Origin of the sequence: Nocardioides campestrisoli (assembly GCF_013624435.2) — a bacterium.
Lineage (GTDB): Bacteria > Actinomycetota > Actinomycetes > Propionibacteriales > Nocardioidaceae > Nocardioides > Nocardioides campestrisoli.
Map to the genome: position 1 here is coordinate 2,563,603 of NZ_CP061768.1, position 23,296 is coordinate 2,586,898.

19 protein-coding genes are annotated in these 23,296 nt (G+C 72.0%); 6 read left to right on the top strand and 13 right to left on the bottom strand.

The annotated features are described in order from the left end of the window. The first annotated feature begins 23 nt into the window (after positions 1-23). Together H8838_RS12060 and H8838_RS12065 are read left to right on the top strand one after the other, a co-directional pair. Positions 24-539, top strand: coding sequence for a cupin domain-containing protein (locus H8838_RS12060; protein ID WP_185996345.1), 516 nt, complete (start codon positions 24-26; stop codon positions 537-539). 119 nt (positions 540-658) lie between these two features. After that, positions 659-2,527, top strand: a complete 1,869-nt coding sequence (locus H8838_RS12065) for a glycosyltransferase 87 family protein (RefSeq protein WP_191465630.1) — start codon at positions 659-661, stop codon at positions 2,525-2,527. A gap of 15 nt (positions 2,528-2,542) precedes the next feature. On the opposite strand, the gene H8838_RS12070 is transcribed toward H8838_RS12065, so the two are convergent. The 3 genes from H8838_RS12070 to H8838_RS12080 form a co-directional block, all read right to left on the bottom strand. After that, complete coding sequence (locus H8838_RS12070) at positions 2,543-3,121, bottom strand: 1-acyl-sn-glycerol-3-phosphate acyltransferase (protein ID WP_181311313.1); 579 nt, start codon at positions 3,119-3,121, stop codon at positions 2,543-2,545. Between the two features lie 49 nt (positions 3,122-3,170). Further along, on the bottom strand, positions 3,171-3,947 hold the full coding sequence (locus H8838_RS12075) for a gamma-glutamyl-gamma-aminobutyrate hydrolase family protein (protein WP_185996347.1): 777 nt from the start codon (positions 3,945-3,947) through the stop codon (positions 3,171-3,173). Between the two features lie 193 nt (positions 3,948-4,140). Next, a complete protein-coding gene (locus H8838_RS12080; protein WP_181311315.1) occupies positions 4,141-4,866 on the bottom strand; it encodes an MBL fold metallo-hydrolase in 726 nt (241 codons plus the stop codon). A 94-nt stretch (positions 4,867-4,960) separates the two neighbouring features. Here H8838_RS12080 and H8838_RS12085 point away from each other — a divergent pair, with 94 nt between their 5' ends. Then, positions 4,961-5,482, top strand: a complete 522-nt coding sequence (locus H8838_RS12085) for a TetR/AcrR family transcriptional regulator (RefSeq protein ID WP_185996348.1) — start codon at positions 4,961-4,963, stop codon at positions 5,480-5,482. Between the two features lie 70 nt (positions 5,483-5,552). On the opposite strand, the gene H8838_RS12090 is transcribed toward H8838_RS12085, so the two are convergent. The 3 genes from H8838_RS12090 to H8838_RS12100 form a co-directional block, all read right to left on the bottom strand. Beyond that, on the bottom strand, positions 5,553-6,989 hold the full coding sequence (locus tag H8838_RS12090) for a M14 family zinc carboxypeptidase (RefSeq protein ID WP_185996349.1): 1,437 nt from the start codon (positions 6,987-6,989) through the stop codon (positions 5,553-5,555). Positions 6,990-7,246: 257 nt separating this feature from the next. Further along, on the bottom strand, positions 7,247-8,101 hold the full coding sequence (locus H8838_RS12095; protein WP_185996350.1) for an aldo/keto reductase: 855 nt from the start codon (positions 8,099-8,101) through the stop codon (positions 7,247-7,249). Positions 8,102-8,218: 117 nt separating this feature from the next. Beyond that, positions 8,219-10,441 carry an MMPL family transporter gene (locus H8838_RS12100; RefSeq protein ID WP_185996351.1) on the bottom strand — a complete coding sequence of 741 codons (2,223 nt, stop codon included), beginning with the start codon at positions 10,439-10,441 and terminating at the stop codon, positions 8,219-8,221. Positions 10,442-10,600: 159 nt separating this feature from the next. Here H8838_RS12100 and H8838_RS12105 point away from each other — a divergent pair, with 159 nt between their 5' ends. Further along, positions 10,601-10,867 (top strand): metal-sensitive transcriptional regulator, encoded by a 267-nt coding sequence (locus H8838_RS12105; protein WP_181311320.1) that lies wholly within the window; start codon positions 10,601-10,603, stop codon positions 10,865-10,867. Here H8838_RS12105 and H8838_RS12110 read toward each other — a convergent pair. Genes H8838_RS12110 through H8838_RS12125 form a run of 4 tightly spaced genes read right to left on the bottom strand, consistent with a single transcriptional unit; the run spans position 10,830 to position 16,175 of the window. Continuing rightward, positions 10,830-12,938 (bottom strand): MFS transporter, encoded by a 2,109-nt coding sequence (locus H8838_RS12110; RefSeq protein ID WP_219924143.1) that lies wholly within the window; start codon positions 12,936-12,938, stop codon positions 10,830-10,832. The genes H8838_RS12105 and H8838_RS12110 overlap by 38 nt on opposite strands. Beyond that, complete coding sequence (ctlX, locus tag H8838_RS12115; RefSeq protein ID WP_185996352.1) at positions 12,935-13,972, bottom strand: citrulline utilization hydrolase CtlX; 1,038 nt, start codon at positions 13,970-13,972, stop codon at positions 12,935-12,937. Before ctlX ends, H8838_RS12110 begins: the two co-directional genes overlap by 4 nt. Before the next feature lie 51 nt (positions 13,973-14,023). Then, positions 14,024-14,911, bottom strand: a complete 888-nt coding sequence (locus H8838_RS12120) for a Gfo/Idh/MocA family protein (protein WP_185996353.1) — start codon at positions 14,909-14,911, stop codon at positions 14,024-14,026. Between the two features lie 46 nt (positions 14,912-14,957). Next, positions 14,958-16,175 (bottom strand): lipase family protein, encoded by a 1,218-nt coding sequence (locus H8838_RS12125; protein ID WP_185996354.1) that lies wholly within the window; start codon positions 16,173-16,175, stop codon positions 14,958-14,960. A gap of 189 nt (positions 16,176-16,364) precedes the next feature. Between H8838_RS12125 and H8838_RS12130 the strand changes: the two genes are divergently transcribed. Further along, the gene (locus tag H8838_RS12130; protein WP_181311324.1) at positions 16,365-17,573 is read left to right on the top strand and encodes a TerC family protein; all 1,209 of its coding nucleotides are present in this window, start codon (positions 16,365-16,367) and stop codon (positions 17,571-17,573) included. Between the two features lie 188 nt (positions 17,574-17,761). Continuing rightward, positions 17,762-18,133 (top strand): DoxX family protein, encoded by a 372-nt coding sequence (locus H8838_RS12135; protein WP_181311410.1) that lies wholly within the window; start codon positions 17,762-17,764, stop codon positions 18,131-18,133. 27 nt (positions 18,134-18,160) lie between these two features. On the opposite strand, the gene H8838_RS12140 is transcribed toward H8838_RS12135, so the two are convergent. The 3 genes from H8838_RS12140 to H8838_RS12150 all read right to left on the bottom strand — a co-directional run bounded on the left by H8838_RS12140 (position 18,161) and on the right by H8838_RS12150 (position 23,277). Continuing rightward, positions 18,161-21,133 (bottom strand): bifunctional [glutamine synthetase] adenylyltransferase/[glutamine synthetase]-adenylyl-L-tyrosine phosphorylase, encoded by a 2,973-nt coding sequence (locus H8838_RS12140; protein WP_185996355.1) that lies wholly within the window; start codon positions 21,131-21,133, stop codon positions 18,161-18,163. Then, positions 21,126-21,857 carry a hypothetical protein gene (locus H8838_RS12145; RefSeq protein ID WP_181311326.1) on the bottom strand — a complete coding sequence of 244 codons (732 nt, stop codon included), beginning with the start codon at positions 21,855-21,857 and terminating at the stop codon, positions 21,126-21,128. The genes H8838_RS12140 and H8838_RS12145 overlap by 8 nt, the downstream gene beginning before the upstream one ends. Positions 21,858-21,939: 82 nt before the next feature. Further along, positions 21,940-23,277: a glutamine synthetase family protein gene (locus H8838_RS12150; protein WP_181311327.1), complete on the bottom strand. Its 1,338-nt coding sequence runs from the start codon at positions 23,275-23,277 to the stop codon at positions 21,940-21,942. Positions 23,278-23,296 lie beyond the last annotated feature (19 nt).

The window sequence follows — 23,296 nt, forward strand, 5'->3', positions numbered from 1 at the left end:
GATGAATATGATCGGAGGCTCCGATGTCCGAATCCACGAGCAAGGCCGCGGCGACCACCGCGACGATGCGCAGGTCGGGAACCGGCCGAGGGACCTGGGCCATGCAGTCGCTGTTCGAGCACCTCGTCGAGGCCTCCGAGACCGGCGGTGAGCTCGGGGCGGCGATGGTGACCCAGCCGCCCGGTGTCGCCACTCCCCTGCACGTGCACGCCCACGAGGCCGAGGCGTTCTACCTCCTCGAGGGGACGATGGACTACCGCGCCGGCGACGAGTTCTACACCCTCGACACCGGCTGCTTCATCCACCTGCCGGCGGGGGTGCCGCACGCCTTCCGGATCCGGGGCACCGTCCCGGCGAGGTTCCTCGCCCTCACCGTGCCGGGCGGTCTCTTCTCGCTCTACGACGAGGTCGGTCTACCAGCCGCCGAGCTGCGGCTGCCGGGCGCAGACGCGCAGACCCCGGAGGTGGAGATCACGAAGTGGGTCGACGTCGCTCCCCGCTACGGGCTCCAGGTGGTCGGACCACCGATCCCGGAGTAGCGCACCGGCATCCACGCACGCCAGGACCGAGCTCCGAAGCGCTGGCACGGTCAAAGGTCCCGCCGGTGCGGGTCTCGTGGGTCCGGCGAAGCCGGATGCCGCGCGCCAGCATGGTGGAGGTGCCGGTCCTCACGCCGCGGAGCGCCTGGGTGCTCGCCGTTCTCTCCGTCGGGTGCTGTCTCGCGCTGCGATTGGCCCACAGCGACCTCGAGCCCACCTTTGTCGACCTCGGCGTCTATCGCGCCGAGGGCATGGCCCTGCGGGACGGGCGGGACCTCTACGGCCCACTGCCGGGGGCGCACGGGCTCACCACGTACCCGCCGTTCGCCGCGCTCCTGTTCGTCCCGACGGCCTTCCTGCCGAGGGGCTTCCTCGGACCGGTCTCGGTGCTGACCAACCTCGTCCTGCTGACAGTGGTGGCTCATCTCGCGCTCCGCCTCGCCGGCGCCGAGGGCCGTCGGCTCCGCACTGGCACGGCGGCGGTGCTGGCGGTCGCGGTGTGGATGGAGCCGGTGCAGTCCACGCTCGGGTTCGGCCAGGTCAACCTCCTGGTCGTGGCCCTCGTCCTGGCCGACCTGACCGTGCTGCGCGGCACCCGCTGGGCAGGGGTGGGCACAGGCCTGGCCGTCGGCGTGAAGGTGACCCCTGCGATCTTCGTCGGCTACCTGCTGCTCGCCGGGCCGCGCCGGACCGGGATGACAGCGGCCGGGACGGTGGCCCTCACGGTGGCGATCTCCGCCCTGGTGGACCGGCAGGCGACGTGGGACTTCTGGACCCGTCATCTCCTCGACGACCGCCGGGTCGGACGGCCCGAGAACGTGTCGAACCAGTCGGTGCGGGGGTGGTTGGTCCGCGCGTTCGGCGACCGCGACCCGGACGGCTGGCAGCTCGCGGTGATGGTGCTCGTCGTGCTCGTCGTCCTGGTCGGCGGGACCGTCGTGGCCGTCCGGACGGGCCGCGCCGGTGACGACCTGGGCGGGGTGGTGGCCATCGCCGCGACCGGGCTCCTGGTCTCGCCCATCTCGTGGACCCACCACTGGGTCTGGTGCGTGCCGTTGCTGGTGCTCGGCTGGCAACGCTCGCGGCTGCTGCTCCTCGCCGTGCTGGCGACCACTGCGACGTACGTCGTGTGGGCCGTCCCCGGCGACGACGGACAGGAGCTCTCGTGGCACGCGCTCCAGGTGGCGGCCTCGGGGCCCTACGTGCTGCTCGGGGTGGTGGCGCTCGCAGTCATCGCCCGCGGGTCTCCGCCGCCACACCCGGTCCCCCGAACCGTTGACAACTTTTTCCGTCAATGCCACGTTCGCAGCATGGGTGAAGAAGTCAGGAACGCCGGAGGCCACGCCGACAGCACCGTCACCGTCACGCCGGTCCTCGTGGCCGACCTGCAGGTCGAGGGTGACGTGATGCCCGTCTACGTGCACGTCATCGACCACCCGCAGGGCCGGGTCCTGGTCGACACCGGCATGACCGAGCTGCACCCGCTGGTGGTGGAGGCCTTCCACCCCACCCTCTATCCGCTGGACGACCAGGACCTCGACGTCGCCGGGATCGACATGGTCGTCAACACGCACCTGCACGCCGACCACTGCGGCGGGAACCAGCTCTTCGCCGGGCGGCCGGTCTACGTGCAGCGCCGTGAGCTCGAGGACGCCCGCAGCCAGGACGACTACACGATTCGCGAGTGGGTGGACGCTCCCGGAGTGCAGTACGTGCCAGTCGACGGGGAGCTCGAGCTGCTCCCCGGCGTCCGGCTCGTGCCCGCGCCGGGGCACACGCCCGGGTCGCAGGTCGTGGTGGTGACGTCGGGCGCGGGCCGCCCGGTCGTGATCTGTGGTGACGCAGCCGTATGGTTCGGCCAGCTGAACGAGCCGACGGACGAGGGACAGCGACTCATCCGCGCTCTCGACCCCGACGAGGTCTGGCTGGCGCACGTGCGCGAGCCGTGGCGACCGTCGCGGCTCGGCGCCGGCACCCCGGGACGCTGAGTCGCGTCGTCCCGGTCAGTCCCGCCCGCCGAGGTCCTCCTCGCGCAGCCGAGGCTCGCTGCGGTGCTCGGGCCGCAGGCCCTGCTTGTCGGCGTAGAAGGCGCGGATCCGGTCCATGTCGGCGCGGACGTCGCCGGTGATCTCCACCGTGGGACCGAAGCCGACGGTGCGGGTCGGCCCGTCGATGAACCCCAGGGCCACCGGCAGGCCGGTCTGCTGGGCGAGCCGGTAGAACCCGCTCTTCCAGTACTCCGACCTGGTGCGGGTGCCTTCGGCGGCGATGGCGACCACCAGCGTCTGGTCCCGGGTGAGGTTGGCGGCGAGGTCCGACACCACCTCCGAGGCGTTGTCCCGGTCCACCGGGACACCGCCGGTGGCGCGCAGCAGCCACCCCATGGGGCCCTTGAACAGCTCGCGCTTGATCAGGATCGTCGGCGTGACCTCGCGGGACCACATCATCAGCATCGTGGCGACCCAGTCCCAGTTGGAGGTGTGCGGGGCGCCCACCATGATCCCGGTCTTCGGGACCTGGCCGACCACCCGCCAGCGGGCGGTGAGCAGGACGGTGCGGGCGAGGGTACGGCGGATCAGCATGGCCAGACTGTATGGCCCCGGGTCCGAGCGAGCGCGGCGCCCTGGCCGGCTACGCCACGCTGGGCGCGCCGACGGGACGCCCACCCCACGTCAGGATCCTGCGGACCTGAGGCACGTCTCCCCCGGCCTGCCTGACCAGGCGGAGCACCAGGGCGCGCAGCTGGACGGCCGCGTCCGCGGGGTGCTCGGGGTGCCACTGGATCCCGGTGACCGGCCGGCCGGCCCCGACCACCGCCTCGACCACACCGTCGGTGCTGTGCGCCGCGACCACCAACCCGCCTCCCAGCGTGTCGACCGCCTGGTGGTGGGTGCAGTAGACCGCCCGGGAGGCGTCGACGTCGGCGGCCAGCGAGGCGTCGACCTGGACGTGGTGCGCGACGAACGGGTCGTCGCCGGCCGTCCGGTGCCGGTCGACCGTGGGCAGGTGCTGGACCAGGGTGCCGCCGAGGGCGACGTTGAGCAGCTGGTGCCCCCGGCACAGTCCCAGCAGCGGCGTGCCCCGCTCAAGGCACCGCTCGATCACGGCCAGCTGCCCGGCGTCCCCCTCGAGGTCGTGGTGTCCCTGCTCGGGGTACGCCGGCGCCCCGGCGTACCAGCTCGGGTGCACGTCCTCGCCGCCCATCACCACGACGACGTCCGCCCGATCCACGGCGTCCACCGTCGCCGCCTGCGGGTGCTCGGCGGCCGCCCAGAGCTCGGCGGTGAGCCCGAGCCCCGCGACGACGTCGAGAGCGCTGCTGTTCAGCACGTCCAGCTTGGCCTGAAAGTCGGGGGCGTGCGGACGAGAGGTGCGCTGGTGCACCACGAGGACGTGGGGACGGGACACGGGACCTCCAGACGGGATGTGCGGGACCGCCGTGGCGACGGCCGGAGGAGCAGTCCATCACCGTCAGATTTCGGCCAGGTTTCAACGACTTCGGAGTCATCCGGTCCTGGTGCGGCCCGCCCTGCCACCGCACGATCCTCGGGGGTTCGGCAGTTCGACAGCGGAGAGCCCTCCGGCTGACTCCGGTGCGCGTTCAGCCGCCGGCTCGCCGGACCTCATCCTGCACGGTGGTCAGGTCTCCTCGCCACGGAGCCCCGTGCCCGGGCAGCAGCCACGTCTCGGAGCCGAGGCCGGGCAGGGTCGCGAGCCTGCCGAGCGACTCCACGGCCAGGGCCGGGTCGTCGGTGAAGGGGGCCGCCTGCACCCCGGTCCGTCCGGTCAGCACCGAGCGGGTGGTGAGGGCGTCACCGACGCAGACCGCGTCCGCGACCGGCACGTGCACGGCGATGCTGCCCGGCGAGTGACCGGGCATGGACAGCACTCGGGGCGCGCCCGGCAGGGCGAGCACCTCGCCGTCGGCCACCTCGACGACCTCGCTCAGGTACGTCGTCCGCCAGCCGCTCTTGCGCACGGCGTAGCCCAGGAAGCCCAGCAGGGCACCGAGGCGCACGCGCCCCATCGGGGTCTTCGGCTTCTCCCCCGTCCGGGCACGCTCGGCGTCGGCGGCGTGCACGAAGACGGGTACGCCGTGCTCGCGGCGCAGTCGCTCGGCGAAGCCGAGGTGGTCACTGTCGCCGTGGGTGAGCACGAGACCCCGGACGTCGTCGACCGTGCGGCCCATGGCGGCCAGCTCGGCGAGGAGCTCGGTCCAGTGGCCGGGCAGCCCGGCGTCGATGACGGTGACCCCGTCGTCGGTGTCGATCAGGTAGACGGCGACGACGTCGTTCCCGATCCGGTGCAGGTGGGGGCCGAGCTTCATGTCCTGGCTCCTCGAACGGGATGGAGGGTGGTTGACATGGCTACGGTAATTAGCCATTATGGCTAATGTCAATAGCCATGATGGAGGAGGCAGGATGCCGGCACCGGAACGCACGTCGCTCGCGGAGATCGTCGCCGCGGGCGGCGATGTCCTCGAGGCCGAGGGGCCGGCCGGCCTGACCATGCAGGCGGTCGCCCAGCGGGTCGGCGTCCGGGCCCCGTCGCTCTACAAGCGGGTCCGCGACCGCGAGGCGCTGCTCGGGCTGGTGGCGACCGCCACCGCCGACCGGCTCGCGGCCGCCCTCTCCTCCGACGAGACCCTGGAGCAGGTCGCCCGCACCTACCGCGCCTTCGCCCACGAGCGACCCGAGGGCTTCCGGCTGCTCCTCTCGGCCGCTGCCGACCCGGAGTCCCTTGCCCGGGCGAGCGCGCCGGTGCTCGACGTCGCCGCCCGGCTGGTGGGACCCGACCAGGCACTGGAGGCCGCCCGGCTCCTGACCGCCTGGGCCACCGGGTTCATCACGATGGAGCTCGCCGGCGCCTTCCGCCTGGACGGCGACCTGGAGGCCGCCTTCGACTTCGGGCTCGCACAACTCTCCGCTGCTCTCTCGCCCTAGCCGCTTCCTCCCCCGTCGCGACCGCCCGCCGACCGACCGCCGGGACCGTGCGGTCCCGGCGACCGACCGCTCAGCAGGTCTCGACCGGCGTCGCCTCCGCGACGCGGTACTCCGAACGGGCGTCGAGGAGCAGCGGGATCAGCGGCTGGTCCTCCTGCGCCATCGTGACGAACGCGCCCTGCGGGTTGTTGCGCCAGGTGATCCCGTGCAGGCGCAACGTCTGGCGCAGCGCGTCCCGCTGCTCCACGGTGAGCTGGTAGCCGCACATCGGCTCCGGCTCGACCTCGTTGCCCGAGGTGGGCAGGACGTTGTCCTGGCCGGCGAAGTAGACGACTCCGGTGCGGTTCGCCCCCTCCTCGGTGACCCGGGCCGCGGCCGCCGCGGTCTCCCGCGCCAGCGTCTCCCGGTTCTCCAGGGTGAAGTACGCGCTGCCCACCGCGCTGAGGTAGTTGACCTCGACGCGTCGCCGGTTGAGCAACGACTCGTCAGCCTCCTCCTCGGCGTTCAGCGGGTCGTTGGCCGTCTCGCTGAGCATCCCGACGACGTGCTGCAGGCCGGCGTAGTTGCGCAGGATTCGACCCTGCTCGTCCCCGGCCACCTGGAGGAACGGCTCGCCGTCCTTGACGTAGATCCCGTACTCCCCCGAGGTGTAGCCCGCCGCGACGACCTCGCCCGCGGCGTACTCCTCGCTCATGGTCCGGGCCAGGTCGTGCACGACCTGGTCGGTCTGCCGGTTGCGCGGCCACAGCTGCAGCAGGTCGGTGCGGTAGTAGGGGTTCGAGCCGTACTCGTGCAGGTCGTTGAGCACGTCGGGCTTCCAGTCGCGGATGATCTTCACCACCGCCTGCGCCTCCGGAGACTGCAGCGCCATGTAGTCGCGGTTGACGTCCAGGCCCTGCGCGTTCTGCCGGGTGTCGGCCTCCCACCCGTCGGGGTTGAGGTTGATGAACAGCACCGTCGTGCGCTGCAGGAGCCGGCGCCACGACGGGTCCATGGTGGTCGACATGTCCCGGGCCAGCTGCATGCAGGCCTCGCGCCCGGAGTTCTCGTTGCCGTGCACCGAGCAGGTGTAGAGCAGGACCGACCCCTGCGCGGCCGCTTCCGGCTCGGCCGGGGCCGGGTCGCCGACGGCCACCAGCTGGAGCGGGCGTCCCTCGACGCTGCGCCCGACGGTGGTGACCCGCACCCGGTCGCTGCCGCGGTCCAGCTGGCGCCAGAACCGCTGGGACTCCGCGACGGTCGTCCACTCGGCTCCGTCCGACTCCTCGAACGGAGTCTGCAGCGAGTCGGGAGCAGCCTGCAGGGTCCTGGGCATGTCCGAGCCGCCCTCGGGCGACTCCTCGGCCGGCGCGGGGCTGGCGGCCGAGAAGCCGGCAACGCCGGCGCACGCGGTCAGCAGGGCGACCGCGGCGCCGGCGCGCCGGCGGGTGCCGGTCCTCCAGGACCGACGGGGGTGGGACTCCGGCAGGCCGGATCCGGGTGGTGCGGTACGACGTAGGAAGGTCATGGCGCTCCTCGAGAACGCGCCGCGGCCAGGCCCAAAGCTGCATGCCCGAGTCGCAGCGAATGGATGGTGGATTCCCACCATGACCCTCCGGTCACCGGTTGGCAATGCCTGGCGGACCACCGGTCAACCCGGGGCCAGCAGAAGGGTCCGGCTCCACGCCGTGACAGCAGGTCGGCGTACGGCAGGTCCTCGGCGAAGGTCCGCACGTGCGCGCCCGATGTCCGAGGCTGCAGGGGTGCCGCCCTCGCCGGTCCTTCTCACTTCATGGAGTAGACCGGGAACACGCTGTGCTCGCCGTAGTCCCTGATCCGCAGAGCCTCCAGCGTCCTCATGTCCGGCTCGGAGATGACGAAGTCGACCTGGGCGTTGCTCCGCATGTGCGCACGGTCGGCCGTCTTCGGCAGCGAGACCGTGCCGAGCTGCAGGGTGTAGCGGATGCACAGCTGCGGGACGCTCACCTCGTACCGTCCCGCGATCGCGGCGATCTCGGCGTTCGTGAGGATCGCGCCGTGCCCGATCGGCGAGTAAGCCTCCACCACGATGTCCCGGGCCGCGCAGAAGGCGAGCAGCTCGGAGGGCGTGTTGCCGGCGTGCACCAGCACCTGGTTGACCTGAGGCACCACGTCGCAGACGGCGAAGAGGTTCTCCAGGTCGCCCTGCCGGAAGTTGGACACCCCGATGGCGCGCAGCTTCCCCTGCTCGTACGCCGACTCGAGCGCGCGCCACGCCTCCCGGTTGCCCTCCGCGTAGTCACCGCCCCGGAAGTCGGCCCAGGGCTGGGGGCTGTGGATCATCATCAGGTCGATGTGGTCCAGCCCCAGGGCGTCGAGCGAGCCGTCGATCGCGGCCACCGCGGCGTCGTACTCCTTGATCTCGGCGGCCAGCTTCGTGGAGACGAACAGCTCGTGACGGGCCAGGCCACTGGTGCGCGCCCCCTCCCCGACCCCACGTTCGTTGCCGTAGGCCTGGGCGGTGTCGATGTTGCGGTATCCGGTCTCGACCGCGTCGCGCACCGCTTGGGCGGCAGCGGCACCTTCGATGAACCAGGTGCCCAGACCGAGCACCGGGATCCGCACGCCGTTGGCCAGCTCGTACGCCTCGTCCACGATCATCGCTCGCTCGCTCTCGTCGGGCCCGTCCCCAGCGGCAGGCCGTCCCCGGCAGTAGAACCGCAGGACGCACCGGGGGCCAGGGCCACCGGTCCCGGTGCGCTCGGGTCCTGCGTGCTCCTAGTCGTGCGCGAAGGTCACGTTCGGGAGGACCTTGCGCAGCCACGCCGGGGTGTACCAGGCAGCCTTGCCGGTCAGCCGCAGCATCACGGGCAGCAGCACCAACCGGACCAGGAAGGCGTCCAGCAGGACGGCAAGACCCAGGACCACACCCATCTCCTTCGGCGGGATCGGCCCGGAGAGCGCGAAGGTGAAGAAGACCGCCACCATCACCGCGCCCGCGGCGAAGACCACCCGGCCGGAGTGGGCCAGCGAGCCGACCATCGCCTCCTTGGGATCACCGGAGCGCTCGTAGTGCTCCTTGGCCGAGGCCAGCAGGAAGACCGTGTAGTCCATCGCGATCGCGAAGATCATCGCGAAGAAGAACACCGGCGCCCACGCGTCGAGGAACCCCTGGGACTCGAAGCCGAGCAGGTCGGCGCCGTACCCCTCCTGGAAGATCAACCGGGCCACACCGAAGGCGGCCGCGGTGGAGAGCAGGCTGGCCAGGGTGCCGAGCAGCGAGATCAGCGGCGCCTGCAGCGCGATCAGCAGCAGCAGGAAGCCAAGGACCAGGACGATGCCGATCACCCACGGTGTGGACTCGTCCAGCTGGGACTTGAGATCGAGGTTCTCCACCGGAGCACCACCGACCAGCGCCGAGTCGGGAAGGTCGCCGCGCAGGCGGTCCACCGTCTCCCCCAGCGCCGGGTCCGACGGGTCGACCGTGGGCACCGCCTGCACCATCACCAGACCGCTCTCGTCGCCGGCCGGCATCGGCGGCATGGCGCCGGCGATGCCTTCGTCGGCGCGCAGCACCTCGGCGGCCTCGGCGGCCTCGGCGGCCTCGTCGGCGTCCACCACCACCTGGAGCGTGCCCGGCGCGCCCTCGCCGAACGACTCCTGGACGATGTCGTAGCCGACGCGCGCCGAGGCGTCCTCCGGCAGGACCTTGATCGACGGCATGGCGGTGTCGAGGCCGACGACCGGGGCGGCCAGCGCCAGCAGGATGGCGACCGAGGCCAGGCCCCACACCAGGGGGCGCTTCCAGAGCCGCTCGCCCCAGGCTGCGAACTTCGGCGAACGGTGCTCCTGGGAGCGCGACCACGGCAGCGCGACCTTGTTGATCCGGTCGTCGAGCTTGAACAGCACCAGGGGCAGCAGCGTGAGGGTCGCGCCGAGCACGAAGACCACCGAGAGCATGATCCCGCCGGCCATCGAGCGGAAGGACGGCGACGGCACGATCATCACCGCGGAGAGGGAGACCAGGACGGTCAGCCCGGAGAGCAGCACCGCCTTGCCGGCGGTGTCCATCGTCTCGGCCACCGCCGCGCGCCGGTCGTCGAGGGAGTCCTCGCGTCCGGCCTCCCGGCTGGCCGCGCGTCGCGCCGCCCGGGCGGCGCGGTAGCGGACCACCACGAACAGCGCGTAGTCGATGCCCAGCGCCAGCGCGAACATCATCGCGAAGTTCATCGCCCAGATGGAGACCGGGATCAGCTCGTTGATCAGCACCAGCGAGCCCGCTGAGGCGACCAGCCCGGCGAGGGTGAGCAGCAGCGGGAGCCCCGCGGCCACCAGCGCACCGAACGCCAGCACCAGGATCCCCAGCGTCACCGGCCAGGACATCATCTCGGACGTGAGCATCGCGTCGAGGTTGGCCTCGTTGAAGTCGCTCCACAACAGGGAGGACCCGGTGGGGTTGACCTGCACGTCGTCGGTGGAGAGGTCCTGGAGGCCGGCCTTGATCTCGGTGGCGACCCTGACCATCTCGTTGGTGTCCGCGCCCGCCCCGGCCAGGACGACCGCGGTCGACCCGTCCTGGCTGAGGGTGGCGCCCGGCACCGGTGCCAGGACGTCGGCGATCCGCGGCTCCTGCTCGAGCACCCGGGTCACCTCCGTCAGGACCTGCTTGCCCTCGCCGCGGGTGACCGGTCCGTCGGTCGAGCGGACGACGACCTGGATCGCCGAGGAGGCGTTGCCGCCGAAGTGCTCCTGGGCCAGCTCGCGCGCCGTCACCGACTCCGACCCGTCGGCCTGCCAGCCGGCCCCGGAGAGGTTCTTCTCGACCTGGGGCGCGAACGCGCCCAGGCCGACGACGGCCAGCAGCCAGACCACGGTGACCAGGCGTGCGTGACGGGTGACCCAGACCCCGAGCCGGCCCAGGGGTCCGGGTCCGGAGGTCGGGCGTCCGCGGTTCGCGGTGGGCTGGTCGGCCCCGTCCCGCGAGGACGGCATGGTGTGCATGAGGATCCGTTCGATGTCGGCAAGGGAGAGTCGGATAACCCCCCGGGGGGTTATCGGAGCGCGACGCTAACACATCCCCCAGGGGGGTTGTACAGTTGGCCGCAGCCCGTCCGCCGGGCTCGCTGAGACACACCGCTGCGCAGGAGAGAGAAGGCCCCCATGGACCTCGAGCCGACCGACATCAAGGCGATCATCACGCGCATGAAGCGCGCCCACGGACACCTGGGCAGCGTCATCCGGATGATGGAGGAGGGCTCGGACTGCGAGTCGGTGCTGACCCAGCTCGCCGCAGTCAACAAGGCGCTCTCCCGCGCGGGCTACGCCGTCGTGGCGACCGGCCTGCAGCAGTGTCTGCAGGACAGCGAGGAGGGGCTGGAGGACGTGGACGTCAAGAAGATGGAGAAGCTGTTCCTCGCGCTCGCCTGACCTCGGACATCGCCTCGGACGCCACCTCGGAAGCCCCGAACGCCGCGGTCTCGGTGGCCGCGGGGGCCTCCGCCATGACCACGTGGAAGCGTCGGCGCTGCGCGCTGATCACGACCTCCTCGGACTCCGCCACGCCGAGCTCGGGGTCCAGGGCGGTCAGGACGTAGCGACCCAGCGGGGGCAGGTCGAGCTCGTAGTGCCCGCCCTCGTCGGTCCGCGTCGCGCAGACCGACTCTCCCGAGTCGTCGGTGAGCACCACGAGCGCTCCCTCGACCGGCCAGCCGCCGCGGGAGACGACGCCGGCCACGGTGAGCCGTTCCTCCAGCTGGATCGTCGCCGGCTCCTGCGGGTCGAGGTGCCTCAGCTCCGAGCGCGGCGCCCAGCCCTCGGCGGCGCAGATCACCAGGTACTCCCCCGCGCCGGGCAGCACCACCGACCAGCGGCCGTCGTTGTCGGCGCGGGCCCAGTCGACCTGGCGCCCGGTGCGCTCCAGCACCGAGACCACTGCCAGCCGGGCGGGGCGCCCGTCGGCCTGGCAGACCCGTCCGCGGACGACCACCTCGGCGCCGGCCTCGCCCCGGCGTACGACGTCACGCCGGACCGCGGAGACCTCGCCCGCGGCCACCTGGCCGCGACCCGGGTCGGCGGAGGGCGCGACCGCCGGAGCGATCCTGGCCGGGATCAGCAGGGCGACGCCCGCACCCAGGAACGCCGCGCCTGCCGCCAGCCAGCTGGTGGCGTGCAGCGCTCCCTCGCTGGGGAATACCTGGCCGCCGACGGTGACCGTGCCGGCCGCGAGCACTGCCGCGACCGTCGCCGAGCAGGTGGAGGTGCCCAGCGCACGCACCACCGTGTTGAGGCCGTTGGCGGCCGCCGTCTCGGTGATCGGCACCGACTGCATGATCAGCACGGGCATCGCGGCGAACGATATGGCGACCCCCACCGAGACGACGCCCACGCCGATCAGCAGCTCGAGCACGTTGGAGTCGAGCAGCACCCGGAGCAGGTAGCCCAGGCCCGTCACCGACAGTCCGGCCACCAGCGTCGTGCGGGCGCCGAACCGGCGGGTGATCGAGGCGGAGAAGGGCGAGACGATGATCATCAGCAGGCCGCCGGGCAGCATCGCCAACCCGGCCTCGGTCACTCCGAGCCCGAAGCCGACACCGCTGGCCTCGGGGAACTGCAGCTGCTGCACCGCCACCAGCAGGTTGGCGAACATCGCGAAGCCCGCGAGCAGGGAGGCGACGTTGGTCAGCAGCACGGGGCGACGCACGGAGGTCCGCAGGTCCACCAGCGGCTGGCCGGTCCGCAGCTCCCACGGCACCCAGAGCCCGAAGACGAGGACCGCGAGGACGAACGAGAGCAGCGTCCACTGCGAGGTCCACCCCCACTGTCCGCCCTTGGAGATCGCCAGCAGGAGCGAGGTGAGCGCGATCGACATGAGCACCGCGCCGACCCAGTCGAAGGCGCCGGGCGCCCGGACCGTCGACTCGGGGACGACGGCGAGCACGAGGGCGATCATCAGCAGCGACATCGCCACCGATCCCCAGAAGACGGCCTGCCAGCCGAACGCCTCGTAGATGATCCCCGACAGCGGCAGCCCGACCGCGCCGCCGATCCCCAGCGTTGTGCTCATCAGGGCCACCGCGCCGCCGATCCGCTCGGGCGGGAGCGCGTCGCGCATCGTGGAGATGCCGATCGGGATCAGGGCGGGGGCGAACCCCTGGAGGGCGCGGGCGACGATCAGCACCGTGAGGGTGTCACTGGCAGCCCCGAGCAAGGAGCCCGCGAGCAGGGCGAGCAGGGAGACCACGATCATCCGGCGTTTGCCGTACATGTCCGCGAGCTTGGACAGGATCGGGGTGGCCACCGCGGAGGTGAGCAGGGTGACCGTGACCAGCCACGAGGCGTTGTCGGCGCTCGTGTCCAGCAGTCGCGGGAAGTCCGGGAGCAGCGGGACCACCAGGGTCTGCATGAGCGAGACCGCGGTGCCGCACAGCGCGAGCACCAGGATGATCGGCCCGGTGCGCCGCGTCGGTGTCGCGGCGCCGGCCGCCACGGAGGTGGTCACGCCCCCACCTCGGCCATCGCGACGTCCTGGCCGTCGGCGGTGGCCGGGGCGTCCTCGTTGATCGCCTCCACCGCCTCGGTGAGCTCGTGCCCGGAGGCGGGCCGTCGGTCCAGGTGAACCCCGGCGATCATGCACCGCACCGATCCCCCGGCCAGCTCGATCGTCGGGATGTCGACCGCGACGATCTCGCACGACTCCTCGATCGCCGCGACCTGGTCGGGGCGCAGGCTCCGCCGTGCCCGCTCGGACATCGCCATCACGTAGCGGCGGCGCCCCTGCGCCGTACGCCCGCAGAGCTCCACGGCGTTGCCGGCGAACTCGCGCACCTGGGCCTCGGTGAGCTCGACGACCTGGCGCCCGTTGACCGAGAGCCGCTCGCGGACCTCCTCGCGCCGCGGCTCGTCCGGGATCATCTCCAGCGCGAAGAGCGCGACCTCGGTGCCGACGCAGCCGATGACGTTGGTGTGGTAGACCGGCACGCCCGCGGAGTCCACGGCGTCGAAGGCCATCGGCTCGTAGCCGAAGTCCGTGCAGAACCGCTCCAGCACGTGGGTGTCGGCGCGATGGCTGCGCGCGGTGTAGGCGACGCGGGAGACGTGGTCGAGCACCATCGCGCCCGTGCCCTCCAGGAAGATGCCGTCGGGCTCCAGGCCTGAGTAGTCGACGATCGTCTGCACGCGGTACTCGGACTTGAGCATCTCCAGCACGTCGGCCCGGCGCTCGTGCCGCCGGTTCGAGGCGTACATCGGGTAGACCGCGACACTGCCGCCGGCGTGGGTGGAGAGCCAGTTGTTGGGGAAGACACTGTCCGGCCGGGTGTGGTCGGGGTCGGCGAAGACGTGCACCCGCACCCCCACGCCGCGCAGCGCGTCGGCCAGGAGGTCCATCTCGGCCAGCGCCCGGGCCGAGGTCAGCTCGTCGGGCTGGTCCACCGGCGCCTCGGCCTGGAAGGCGTTGTCCGCCGCGGTCGCCGGGTTGGGCACGAACCTCTCGGCTCGGACCAGGATGACGGCGGAAGGTGCCTGTGCGCTCACGGGAGCCGAATGTAGATCACCTGCCCCGACGCGCGCACGGCGACGGGACCCTCAGGCCCCGGAGCCGAGCAGGGACTGCTCGGCCGCCTCCAGCACCCGGGTGACCTCGACCCCGAGGTCGAGGGAGAGCGGATCCTCGCGGTCCGGGTCCCGGATCAGCGCCGCCAACCGGTCCAGGGCACGGACGAAGGCCGCTCTCCCGTCGTAGGTGGGTGCGACGAGGGCAGCCTCGGAGCCGTCGGCATGCAGCCGGATCTCGTCCGCCGGGCTGTCGGCGTGCAACGACACCGAGATCTCGGCCTGCGCGCCCCCGGCGTGCTGGACGGTCAGCACCACGGTCCGTCCGTGCTGCGCCGCAGTGACCTGCCGGACCGGACCCAGCACGGGGAGCAGGACCGAGAGCGCGTGCGGTGCCAGGTCCCACAGGGCAGCCCGTGGCCCGCCGCGCCACTGCGAGTCCCGGTACGGCGACTGCGTGACCATCACGTCGCTGTGGGCACGGACCGTGGCCCGGCTCCACTCCCGGCCACGGGCCTGCTCGACGAACCGCTCGACCTCCGGCACGAGCCGACGGGTGAAGAAGACCATCGCCCGCCCACCTCCCTCGCGCACCGCCTCCTGGACGGCAGCGGCCTCACGCACCGAGACGGCGACCGGCTTCTCCAGGAGCAGGTGCCTCCCGGCCCGCGCGGCCACCACCGCGAGGCCGGGCTGCACCTGCGGCGGCACGGCGAAGGTCACCACGTCGACCCGGTCGACCAGCTCCTCGAAGGAGGTGCAGGCGACCACGCCGTGCTGGCGTGCCAGCGGCTCGCGCCGCCCGGGGTCGCGTCCCCACACCGCGACCAGGTCGACGTGCTCGGCGGCGGCCACGCCTGGGACGTGCACCTCACGCGCCCAGTGCGACGTCCCTGCCACCCCGACCCGAAGCCGTTCCATCCGGCGAGGGTACGGCGTGGCCGCCGTTCGTCCGAGCAGCCTGTCCTCAGAGCCGCCAGCAGGAGGAGGCGGCCGGCACGCCGGCGAACCGGGCCTCCAGGAAGCCGTAGACCTCGGTGGCGTTGTTGAGCATGCCGCCCACGTGCAGCGGGGTGGCGTTGGTGCTCAGCCGCACCGAGGCGCCGCGGTCGCACCAGTCGCGGACCATCTGCTTGCCGACCCGGTGGGGCACCACGTCGTCGAGCAGGCTGTGGGTGACCAGCACCGGCGCGCTGGGGCGGATCCGCCCGATGCGCTGGTCGTCGATCATCGTCCGGAAGGGCTCGCGCTCGATCAGCTGGCCGAGCGAGGCGCCGTCGGCGGTGTAGTCCGACGACTGGGTGAACGCCGAGCCGAACAGGTCGAAGACGCAGTTGTCCTGCATCTGGGCGAACATCTCCTTGCCGTCCGCGTTCAGGTAGGTGGTGATGTCCAGGTCGTAGCTGGCCGAGAGCCCGGCGATCGCGTACCAGGTGAACTCGGAGTAGAGACTGCCGTCGATCGCGCCGGGCAGCGCCCGGAGGTCGGCCGGGACGGCGCCGGCCACGGTGCCCTTCACCTTCAGCTCGGGGGCGTACGACCCGGCGAGCTCACCGGCCGACGCGGCCCCCGCACCGCCCTGCGAGTAGCCGTAGAACGCCACCGGGTTGGCGGTCGAGAGCCCGCTGCCGGGCAGCCGCTGGGCGGCCCGGACGATGTCCAGCACCGCGTGCCCCTGGGACTTGCGGTCCATGTAGGTGTGCGGCCCGGCGGTGCCGAGGCCCTCGTAGTCGGTCATCGCGATGGCGTAGCCGCGGGCCAGCAGACCCGACATGAAGATCGACTCGTACTCCAGCAGCTCGCTGAAGAGCCGCGACGGGGCGCAGCTGTCCCCGATCCCCTGGGTGCCGACGGCGTAGCCGATCACCGGTCGCCGCCCGGGTCCGGCCCACGCCTTCTCCGGGACGATCACCGAGCCGGAGACCGCCATCGGGGCTCCGGTACGGTCGGTGGAGCGGTAGAGCACCCGGGTGGCGGTGGACCGCACCCCGAAGAGCTTGGAGGGGTTGATCAGGATGTCGAGGTTCTCGCTGCGGATCAGGTCGCCGTTGGCCGCGGGGAGCGTCGCGGGCGCCTGGTAGAAGGGCGGGATGGGCTCCTCCGCCTGCGCGGGGCCTGGCACCAGCGTCACCAGGGTCAGGGCTACCACGGCGCTCAGCCGGGCGATCAGGGCACGCAATGTCACGTTCTTCTCTTCTTTCTGTCACCCCCGTCCAGATGAGCGCAGCAGAGCATGTGACCGGGGTCACGGACAAGAAGTTGCTCACAGGCTGGGACGTCTCGGCGACGCCGGTCGTTGAAGTCGGCGCGGAGGCTCCACCGGGGGTCTGCGAGAATCGACGCATCGCCCGACCGATCAAGAGGAGCTGTATCCATGGACGTGAGCCCAGTGATCTGGGGCGTGACCATCGTCGCCATCCTGGGGCTGTTGGCCTTCGACTTCTTCTTCCACGTCCGCAAGGCACACGTGCCGACGCTGCGGGAGGCCGCCTTCTGGTCGGCCCTCTACGTCGGCATCGCGATCGTCTTCGGGTTCCTCATGCTGGCATTCGGTGGGGGCACGGTCGGGTCTGAGTACTTCGCCGGGTACATCACCGAGAAGGCGTTGTCGGTCGACAACCTGTTCGTCTTCCTCATCATCATGTCGAGCTTCCGGGTTCCCCGGGAGGACCAGCAGAAGGTCCTGCTCTTCGGCATCGTGTTCGCGCTGATCGCCCGCACCGGCTTCATCCTGCTGGGCGCCGCGCTGATCAACCAGTTCGCCTGGATCTTCTACCTCTTCGGCCTGATCCTGCTGCTCACCGCAGGCAACCTGCTCAAGAAGGACGACGAGGAGGACGAGGAGGCCAACAACTTCATCATCCGGCTGGCCCGGAAGGTCTTCCACACCACCGACTTCTACGACGGCGACAAGCTGTTCACCATCGAGAACGGCAAGAAGGTCATGACCCCGATGCTGCTGGTCATGGTGGCCATCGGCGGCACGGACATCCTCTTCGCCCTCGACTCGATCCCGGCCATCTTCGGTCTCACCCAGAACACCTACATCGTCTTCACCGCGACGGCCTTCTCGCTGCTGGGCCTGCGCCAGCTCTACTTCCTGATCGACGGCCTGCTCGACCGGCTCATCTACCTCTCCTACGGCCTCGCGGCGATCCTCGCCTTCATCGGCGTCAAGCTGATCCTGCACGCGCTGCACGAGAACAACCTGCCGTTCATCAACGGCGGCGAGCACGTCAAGGTCGTCGAGGTCGGGATCGGCCTCTCCCTCACAGTGATCGTCGGCGTCCTGGCGATCACCGTCATCGCCTCCCTGGTCAGCCCGGCGGGCAAGGCCCAGAACGCGATCGCCAACGCGCGTCGGCACGCCGCGGCGTACCTGGACTCCGAGTACACCCACGACCCGGCCGAGCGCGAGCGGATCTACCGGGCGCTGGAGGCCGAGCGTGAGCAGATCCGCCAGCTGGGCCCGAAGTACCAGGAGAAGGCCCGCCAGGAGCGTCCGCTGATGGAGCTGCTCGACCAGGTCAAGGCCAGCCACGACAGCGCGATCGACCGGGGCGACGCGCCGCCGCGGTCCTGAGGTCGTCCCCCAGGCCGGCCTCGAGGCCGGCCTGGGGCTGGGGACGCGTCGCTAGGCTGCCTGCACCCGGACGACCGGGTACCCACGCCTAGGAGGCCGCCGTGCTCGATCTCGTACGACGGGCGGTCACCCGCCCCGCCCCGGAGACCACCACCACCCGCCGGTGGGCCCGCCGGCTGCTCGGCGCGATGCTCACCTTCGCCGGCGTCTCCCACCTGACCACGGCCCGGGACGAGTTCCAGGCACAGGTGCCCGACTGGTTCCCCGTCGACCCCGACGTGGTGGTGGTGGTCTCCGGCGTCGCCGAGGTCGGCCTCGGTCTCGGGCTGCTCGCGCTGGAGAAGCCGCGGGTCGCCGTCGGTCTCGCGACGGCCACCTTCTTCGTGGTCATCTTCCCGGGCAACATCGCCCAGTACGCCGAGGGCACCGACGCGTTCGGGCTCGACACGGACCGCAAGCGGTTCGTCCGGCTCTTCTTCCAGCCGCTGCTGGTGGCGTGGGCCGCGTGGTCGACCGGTGCCTGGCGGGCGCTGCGCGCGGCCCGGCAGGACCGCGACTGACCGAGCGGGCCGGCACCCCCTCAGGGCTCAGTCCCAGAAGACCCGCTCGACCACCGCGTGGGCGTGCCGGGTGGCCCGCAGGTAGTCGTTGACCATCCGGTCGGACTCCCCCGGCTCGTAGCCCAGGACGCTGGTCAGCGCCGCCTTCTCCCGCGCGTCCTGCGGGATCTGGTCCACCGGCCGGCCCCGGACCAGCGTCGCGGCGTTGCGCACCCGGCTGACCAGCCGCCAGGCGGTGAGCAGCGTCTCCGCGTCCTCCGGGGTGAGCAGGCCCGCGTCGCGGGCCGCCTCGAGCGCCTTGAGGGTCTCGGGGGTCCGCAGCGTCGGCTCCGTCCCGGCGTACCGCAGCTGCAGGAGCTGGACGGTCCACTCGATGTCGGCGAGCCCGCCGCGGCCCAGCTTGAGGTGGGTCCGCGGGTCGGCGCCACGCGGCAGCCGCTCCGCATCGACCCGGGCCTTGATCCGCCGTACCTCCAGCACGTCGTCGTCGCCCAGCCCGTCGGCGGGGAACCGCAGCGGGTCGATCAGGGCGGTGAACCGGTCGCGCAGGTCCCGGTCCCCCACCACCGCGTCGGCCCGCAGCAGCGCCTGGGCCTCCCAGACCTGCGACCACTTGGCGTAGTAGGCGGCGTAGGAGTCCAGCGTCCGCACCAGCGGGCCCTGCCGGCCCTCGGGGCGTAGCCCCGCATCCACCTCGAGCGCGGGGTCGGTACCGGGCAGCGCCAGCAGCCGCCGGATCTCGTTGGCGACGCCCTGGGCCCAGACCGCCGCCGTCCGCCCGTCGGCCCCCGGCACGGGCTCGTAGACGAACATCACGTCCGCGTCGCTGCCGTAGGAGAGCTCGAAGCCGCCGTACCGGCCCATGGCCACGACGGCCATCCGGGCGGGGGGCTCGCTCAGCTCGCGCTGCTCGCAACCCTGGCGCGCGGCCACCGCCAGCGTCGCCTCCAACGTGGCGTCGGTGAGCCGGCCCAGGGCGCGGCCCACGTCGGCGACGTCGATCTCACCGAGCAGGTCGCCCACGGCGATCCGCAGCAGCTCCCGGCGCCGGATCGCCCGCACGGCCCGGACGGCATCCTCCGGGCTGCCCTGGCGGCCGGCGGTGGCGAGCATCTCGGCGGTCAGCGTCTCCGCGGTCAGGGGCACCAGGTCACCGGCGAGCATCCGCACCCCCTGCGGCTCGCGCTCGAGCAGGTCGGTGGCGTAGGCCGAGGTAGACAGCACCCGCGCCAGCCGGAAGGCGACCTGCCCCTCGTCGCGCAGGTGGCTGAGGTACCACGGACTGTCCCCCAGCGACTCACTGATCCGGCGGAACCCGAAGAGGCCGGCGTCGGGATCGGGCGAGTCGGCGAACCACTGGAGCATCACCGGCAGCAGCGTCCGCTGGATCGAGGAAGACCGGGAGACCCCGCTGGTCAGCGCCTCCAGGTGGCGCAGCGCCGCCTGCGGGTCGGCATAGCCCAGGGCCGCCAGCCGCTCCTGCGCCTGGGCCGTGGTGAGTCGCGCGTCGGAGCCGGGGATGCGGGCCACCGCCTCGAGCAGCGGGCGGTAGAAGAGCTTCTCGTGCAGCCTGCGCACCTCACGCCGGTGGTGCCGCCAGGTCTGCTCCAGCCGCTCGAGCGGCTTCTTCGTGAACCCCAGGGACCGCCCCAGCCGTCGCAGGTCGGCCTCGTCGGTGGGCACGACCTGGATCCGTTGGAGCCGGAAGAGCTGGATCCGGTGCTCGAGGGTGCGCAGGAAGGAGTACGCCTGGTGCAGCGTCTCCCCGTCCTCCCGCCCGACGTAGCCGCCCCGGGTGAGCTCGGCCAGGGCGCTCAGGGTGGTGGGCACCCGCAGCGAGGCGTCCGCGCGACCGTGCACGAGCTGGAGCAGCTGGACGGCGAACTCGACGTCGCGCAGCCCGCCGGAGCCGAGCTTGAGCTGACGCTCGGCGTCCTTGGACGGGATGTGGTCGAGCACCCGGCGGCGCATGGCCTGCACGTCGGCCACGAACCCCTCGCGCTCGGCGACCGACCAGACCAGCGGCTCGACCAGCTCGACGAAGCGTCGGCCGAGCTCGAGGTCGCCCGCGACCGGGCGGGCCTTGAGCAGCGCCTGGAACTCCCACGTCTTGGCCCAGCGCTCGTAGTAGCCCTGGTGGCTGGCGAGGGTCCGGGTCAGCGGGCCCGCCTTGCCCTCGGGTCGCAGCGCCGCGTCGACCGGCCAGATGGTGCCCTCGCGGGTGGTGTCGGAGCAGACCTTCATCAGGTGCGAGGCCAGCTGGGTGGCGGCCCTGGTGGCGGCCACCTCGTCGACCCCGGGGCGCGGCTCGTGCACGAAGATCACATCGACGTCGGAGACGTAGTTGAGCTCGTGGCCGCCGCACTTGCCCATCGCGACCACCGCGAGCCGCACCGTCGCGGCGTCCTCGCCGACCCGGGCCCGGGCGATCGCCAGTGCGGCGTCCAGGGTGCCGGCCGCCAGGTCGGAGAGCTCGGCGGCCAGGTCGTCGACACCTTGGTGGTGGGCGAGGTCGCGGGCGGCCAGGCGCAGCAGGAGCCGGCGGTACTCCACCCGGAGCGCGTCGACGGCCACGGCGTCGTCGAGCCGCGAGACCGGGTCCGGGTCCTCGGGGTCCGCACCCACGGCGGCCAGCAGCTGGGCGCGCAGCCACCAGGCCGCCGGGCGGGTGCAGCCGAGGCGGGAGTCGGCCAGCTCGCGCCACTGCGCCGGGTGGCGGACGAGGTGGTCGCCGAGAGCCTCGCTGGCCCCGAGCACCGCGACCAGGCGCATGGTGGTGCCCTCGTCCTCGCTGAGCTCGACCAGGGTGGCGTCCGGGTCGTCGGTGGCCTCGACCAGGCGGACCAGGGACGCGAGCGCCAGGTCCGGGTCCGCCGACCCGGCCAGTGGCGCGAGCAGCGCGGCCGCATGGTCGCCCAGGGCGACCAGGCCCTCCTGCGCCCGGGTGACGTCCTGGAACCCGGCGCGGATCAGTGGTCCGGAGCCGAGGTCGCTACGCATGGTGGCGGGCGGTCGGCTGGCGGGTGGGCAGCCGCAGGGCCACCCTCGCTCCGGCGGCCAGCAGCACGATCAGTCCCAGCAACGGCATCAGCTCGTCCCACGCGGTCTCCGCCCCCGGCGGACGGCCGACCAGGCCCCGCTGGGCGGTCTCCCAGGCCACCAGCGCCACCAGCGCAGCGCCCAGGAGGAGCAGTCCGGCGACCGCCTTGACGGCGGGGCCGGGCGTCCCCCGACGCACCGAGTAGGTGGTGGGCCACGGGACCGAGCAGATGGTCACCAGGAGCACCCCGACGCCGATGCAGAGCCAGGACAGCGCCACGAAGTCCGTGGTCTCCACGGGGTCGACCTTGGCGAAGAGCCAGCCCGAGGCCAGCATCCCCAGCCCCGCGAAGGAGGTGCGGGCCCGGGTCGCGGTGGTCGAGGTGGGCAGCCACAGCAGCGCGGTCACCGTCGAGATGACCAGCAGGGAGCCGACCAGGATCGCCAGCGGCAGCGTGTACTGGTAGAGCGGAACCCCGGTGGCGGGCGTGCGGGCGCCGGGGTCGAGGGCCACCAGCAGCCAGATCACCCCGCAGACGAAGGCCACCCAGAGCAGCGGCTCCAGCACGAGGCGGATCGGTCCCGTCACCCGGGTCGGGTCGACCCGGGGCTCCTGGGAGACCCCCGGCCGCCGCCTGGAGACGTGCGGACGGGCGCCGCCGGCCAGCGCAGACGAGCGGGACACGGGCGTCGGGTCCACGACCGGACGAGTCCGCTTGCGCGCGCCCGCCGGGCGCCCGTGCTCGTCGCTGCTCTGGCCGAGCACCTCAGATCACCGGAAGCATCTGGTCCCGCTCGAAGCTCGAGACCTGTCCGCGGTACTCGTCCCACTCGTTGCGCTTGTTGCGCAGGAAGAAGTCGAAGACGTGCTCGCCGAGGGTCTCGGCCAGCAGCTCGCTGTTCTCGGCGACGTTGATCGCCTCGGCCAGGGTCCGGGGCAGTGCCTCGATGCCGAGGCTGCGGCGCTCGCGCTCGCTGAGCGACCAGACGTCGTCCTCGGCCTCGCGCGGGAGCTCGTACTCCTCCTCGATCCCCTTCATCCCGGCGGCCAGCACGACGGCGAAGGCCAGGTAGGGGTTGCACGCGGCGTCCAGCGAGCGCAGCTCGATCCGGGTCGACTGTCCCTTGCTCGGCTTGTACATCGGGACGCGCACCATGGCGGAGCGGTTGTTGTGGCCCCAGGAGATGTACGACGGCGCCTCACCCCCGCCGATCAGCCGCTTGTAGCTGTTGACCCACTGGTTGGTCACCGCGGTGATCTCGGCGGCGTGCCGCATCAGCCCGGCGATGAACTGCTTGCCGGTGCGGGAGAGCTGGTACTGGGCGCCGGCCTCGAAGAAGGCGTTGCGATCGCCCTCGAAGAGCGAGACGTGGGTGTGCATGCCGGAGCCGGGGTGCTCGGTGAAGGGCTTGGGCATGAAGCTGGCCCAGATCCCCTGGCTGAGCGCGACCTCGCGGATCACGGTGCGGAAGGTCATGATGTTGTCGGCGGTGCTGAGCGCGTCGGCGTACCGCAGGTCGATCTCCTGCTGGCCCGGACCGCCCTCGTGGTGGCTGAACTCCACCGAGATGCCCATCGCCTCCAGCATCGAGATCGCCTCGCGCCGGAAGTCCGCGCCCATCGACTGCGCGGTGTGGTCGAAGTAGCCGCTGCGGTCGACCGGGACCGGCAGCGTGCCGGGCTGCGGGGTGTCCTTGAAGAGGTAGAACTCGATCTCGGGGTGGGTGTAGAAGGTGAACCCCTTGTCGGCCGCGCGGCTCAGCGTCCGCTTCAGCACGTGCCGCGGGTCGGCGTACGAGGGGCTGCCGTCGGGCATCAGGATGTCGCAGAACATCCGTGCGGTCGACGGGCCCTCGCCGCGCCACGGGAGGATCTGGAACGTGGAGGGGTCGGGCTTGGCGAGCATGTCGCTCTCCTGCACCCGCGCGAAGCCCTCGATCGCCGACCCGTCGAAGCCGATGCCCTCACCGAAGGCGCTCTCCAGCTCGGCCGGTGCCACGGCGACCGACTTGAGGTAGCCCAGCACGTCGGTGAACCAGAGGCGCACGAAACGCACGTCGCGCTCCTCGAGCGCCCGGAGAACGAAGTCTTCCTGCTTGCCCATGGCACCAAACTATGTCCTA

Excerpts from the sequence above, each read along its gene's own strand:
- H8838_RS12060 (WP_185996345.1), top strand. The coding sequence starts at position 24 with ATGTCCGAATCCACGAGCAAGGCCGCGGCGACCACCGCGACGATGCGC.
- H8838_RS12070 (WP_181311313.1), bottom strand. The coding sequence starts at position 3,121 with ATGCTGATCCGCCGTACCCTCGCCCGCACCGTCCTGCTCACCGCCCGC.
- H8838_RS12080 (WP_181311315.1), bottom strand. The coding sequence starts at position 4,866 with ATGAAGCTCGGCCCCCACCTGCACCGGATCGGGAACGACGTCGTCGCC.
- H8838_RS12085 (WP_185996348.1), top strand. The coding sequence starts at position 4,961 with ATGCCGGCACCGGAACGCACGTCGCTCGCGGAGATCGTCGCCGCGGGC.
- H8838_RS12090 (WP_185996349.1), bottom strand. The coding sequence starts at position 6,989 with ATGACCTTCCTACGTCGTACCGCACCACCCGGATCCGGCCTGCCGGAG.
- H8838_RS12095 (WP_185996350.1), bottom strand. The coding sequence starts at position 8,101 with ATGATCGTGGACGAGGCGTACGAGCTGGCCAACGGCGTGCGGATCCCG.
- H8838_RS12100 (WP_185996351.1), bottom strand. The coding sequence starts at position 10,441 with ATGCACACCATGCCGTCCTCGCGGGACGGGGCCGACCAGCCCACCGCG.
- H8838_RS12105 (WP_181311320.1), top strand. The coding sequence starts at position 10,601 with ATGGACCTCGAGCCGACCGACATCAAGGCGATCATCACGCGCATGAAG.
- H8838_RS12120 (WP_185996353.1), bottom strand. The coding sequence starts at position 14,911 with ATGGAACGGCTTCGGGTCGGGGTGGCAGGGACGTCGCACTGGGCGCGT.
- H8838_RS12130 (WP_181311324.1), top strand. The coding sequence starts at position 16,365 with ATGGACGTGAGCCCAGTGATCTGGGGCGTGACCATCGTCGCCATCCTG.
- H8838_RS12135 (WP_181311410.1), top strand. The coding sequence starts at position 17,762 with ATGCTCACCTTCGCCGGCGTCTCCCACCTGACCACGGCCCGGGACGAG.
- H8838_RS12140 (WP_185996355.1), bottom strand. The coding sequence starts at position 21,133 with ATGCGTAGCGACCTCGGCTCCGGACCACTGATCCGCGCCGGGTTCCAG.
- H8838_RS12150 (WP_181311327.1), bottom strand. The coding sequence starts at position 23,277 with ATGGGCAAGCAGGAAGACTTCGTTCTCCGGGCGCTCGAGGAGCGCGAC.